Raw genomic sequence first — 1,966 nt, 5'->3', positions numbered from 1 at the left:
ATTTTATATTTAAACTATAGATTTTTTGATATTGTAAGTATATGAATATAATTACGTAAAGTCAACTTTACTTTCAAGGCTGGCTTTACTGCAATAGCATGGCAAAAAGAACCAAGTTTATAAAACTTTTAGAGCGACGAGGTTTAACTCAAGAAAAGTTTGTGGAACTGGTAGAAAATGCCTGGAGTAACATTTCCGGGCGTAAACTTTCACGACAGGCTGTGAGTGCCTGGTTAAATGGTCATGCAGTCCCCAAATTCTCCCCAGCAGAGGTTTTAGCAGTTATCGAAATCCTGGAATGCACCTTGACTGAACTTGCACTTGCTTTTCCTCATGAGGATAATTCTTAATCTTGACAATGTAAAGTTAACCTTACATACTTTGTATAGATAGTAAGGTGCGCTATGAAACTACCAACAACATTCCAGGAACTCGACCTCACCGGATTTGATATTGAAATTAAGCAGTACAATAGTATTACTAAATCAATGGTTGATATTGCTTGTGCCGTGTTGAAAAAGAATCAGGTCGGTATTGTTATCCGTAGCGTACAATCAGCTTTAAAATATATTTACGGTATTGGTGGTAGTTCTGACACGGTTTGCGATTTATTACGTCAGTGGCGGATTGAGAACATGGATCTTAAAAGAAATGAAAAAAGCCTAATCACCGCAATTCTTGAATCTGTTGATGACGGGGTTCTCGATGTGTCCGATATTCCAGGGGATTATTTGACTGCTATGAACCAATGGGCGATCGCTGTTTATAAACTCGCTTACCAAAACGCCGATTCCTCTATTTCCGGTGACAAACTCAGATATCTAGTTACCGAGAATGAATTGTTAAAACAACAACTTATAGATTTTCCGAGTTTACAACTTGAACTTAATTTTCATAAAGGTGAATGTGAACGGCAGCGGGGTGAACTTAAAGAAGCCTATATAAATCTTAATAAACAACAATTAGCTGATAGTGAAGAGGTTCGGACTAAGTTGGAGGGTTTATATCAAGAACGTAATGATTTGATTGTGAAAAATAATGAACTTGGTAAAAAGTTAGCACAATTGCAAACTCACTTAGAAGAGGCTAATACTACTCTCAGTAATTTACAATTACAACATAGTTCAACAAATGGCAAAGTTGCTGTAGCAATTAGATAATCAATGGGGGCATTTTGTCCCCTGATAAATAATTAATGCTATCGCTTTTAGGTGCTGTTCTCTTTGGGATTATACCATGATTTCAGCACAAGAATTACAGGAATCTCTCAAGCATTTTACTAGCACTGATAATTATTACCGACATTTGTTAAGTATTCGCTACACCGACGGTATTCAATATTTAGCACAGGAAGCCCAGTGTTATTGGTTAATTGATGTGATTGCCAGTCATCAAACCAAACGATTATTAGCTAATAAAATGCTCAAAGATTTCCAGCTATGGTATTTGATGGTTGGCGAGGAACATGAATTCATTAAACCCAAACCTCATCATCAAGCGGTTGTAACTTGTTGGGGAGATACACCAGATCCAGAAATTACGCCATATATCAGACAGGATATTGAGTTTACTGATTTTCCCTTACCCGAAATCAAACTTTTTCTTGTTCAGGGTGTGTTGATGTTACCTGGGGAATATTGATGAAAGAGATGGCTTTAGTTGCGGTGCAATTAGCATTTCTTGATAATGGACACCATCAACGAATTAGTGAATGTTCTAAAGACAGATTTTCGGCGGTTCTTGGTTCTTATGGGAAAAGCTATGATGTCATATATCATAACTCCTTTGTTTATATTACCATCAGATTTTGTTTGCCTAAGAGAAAAGCGGAATCTTTGGCTAAGAAATTGAATCAAGCACTCGACGACTGGCAAAGTAAATAGCATTATGGTGGGGTAACTCCCACTATTTAACTATAGCATAATTTGTTATTCACAGTATCAAAATAACATAATTTGTTATTGAT

At 36.5% G+C, this 1,966-nt stretch carries 4 protein-coding genes; all 4 read left to right on the top strand.

What is annotated here, in order from left to right; genetic code table 11:
• Positions 1 to 98: 98 nt before the first annotated feature.
• The 4 genes from IQ228_RS25455 to IQ228_RS25440 all read left to right on the top strand — a co-directional run bounded on the left by IQ228_RS25455 (position 99) and on the right by IQ228_RS25440 (position 1,883).
• A complete protein-coding gene (locus IQ228_RS25455) occupies positions 99 to 350 on the top strand; it encodes a transcriptional regulator (RefSeq protein ID WP_193964933.1) in 252 nt (83 codons plus the stop codon).
• 54 nt (positions 351 to 404) lie between these two features.
• Entirely contained in the window at positions 405 to 1,160 is a 756-nt protein-coding gene (locus tag IQ228_RS25450; protein ID WP_193964931.1) for a hypothetical protein, read from the top strand.
• Positions 1,161 to 1,236: 76 nt separating this feature from the next.
• The gene (locus tag IQ228_RS25445; protein ID WP_193964929.1) at positions 1,237 to 1,641 is read left to right on the top strand and encodes a DUF6876 family protein; all 405 of its coding nucleotides are present in this window, start codon (positions 1,237 to 1,239) and stop codon (positions 1,639 to 1,641) included.
• The gene (locus IQ228_RS25440) at positions 1,641 to 1,883 is read left to right on the top strand and encodes a hypothetical protein (protein WP_193964927.1); all 243 of its coding nucleotides are present in this window, start codon (positions 1,641 to 1,643) and stop codon (positions 1,881 to 1,883) included. Before IQ228_RS25445 ends, IQ228_RS25440 begins: the two co-directional genes overlap by 1 nt.
• Positions 1,884 to 1,966 lie beyond the last annotated feature (83 nt).

Origin of the sequence: Dolichospermum sp. LEGE 00246 (genome assembly GCF_015207865.1) — a bacterium.
GTDB classification, from domain to species: domain Bacteria; phylum Cyanobacteriota; class Cyanobacteriia; order Cyanobacteriales; family Nostocaceae; genus Dolichospermum; species Dolichospermum heterosporum.
The sequence above is the reverse complement of the archived record's forward strand: the minus strand, read 5'-3'. Positions and strand labels throughout refer to the sequence as shown.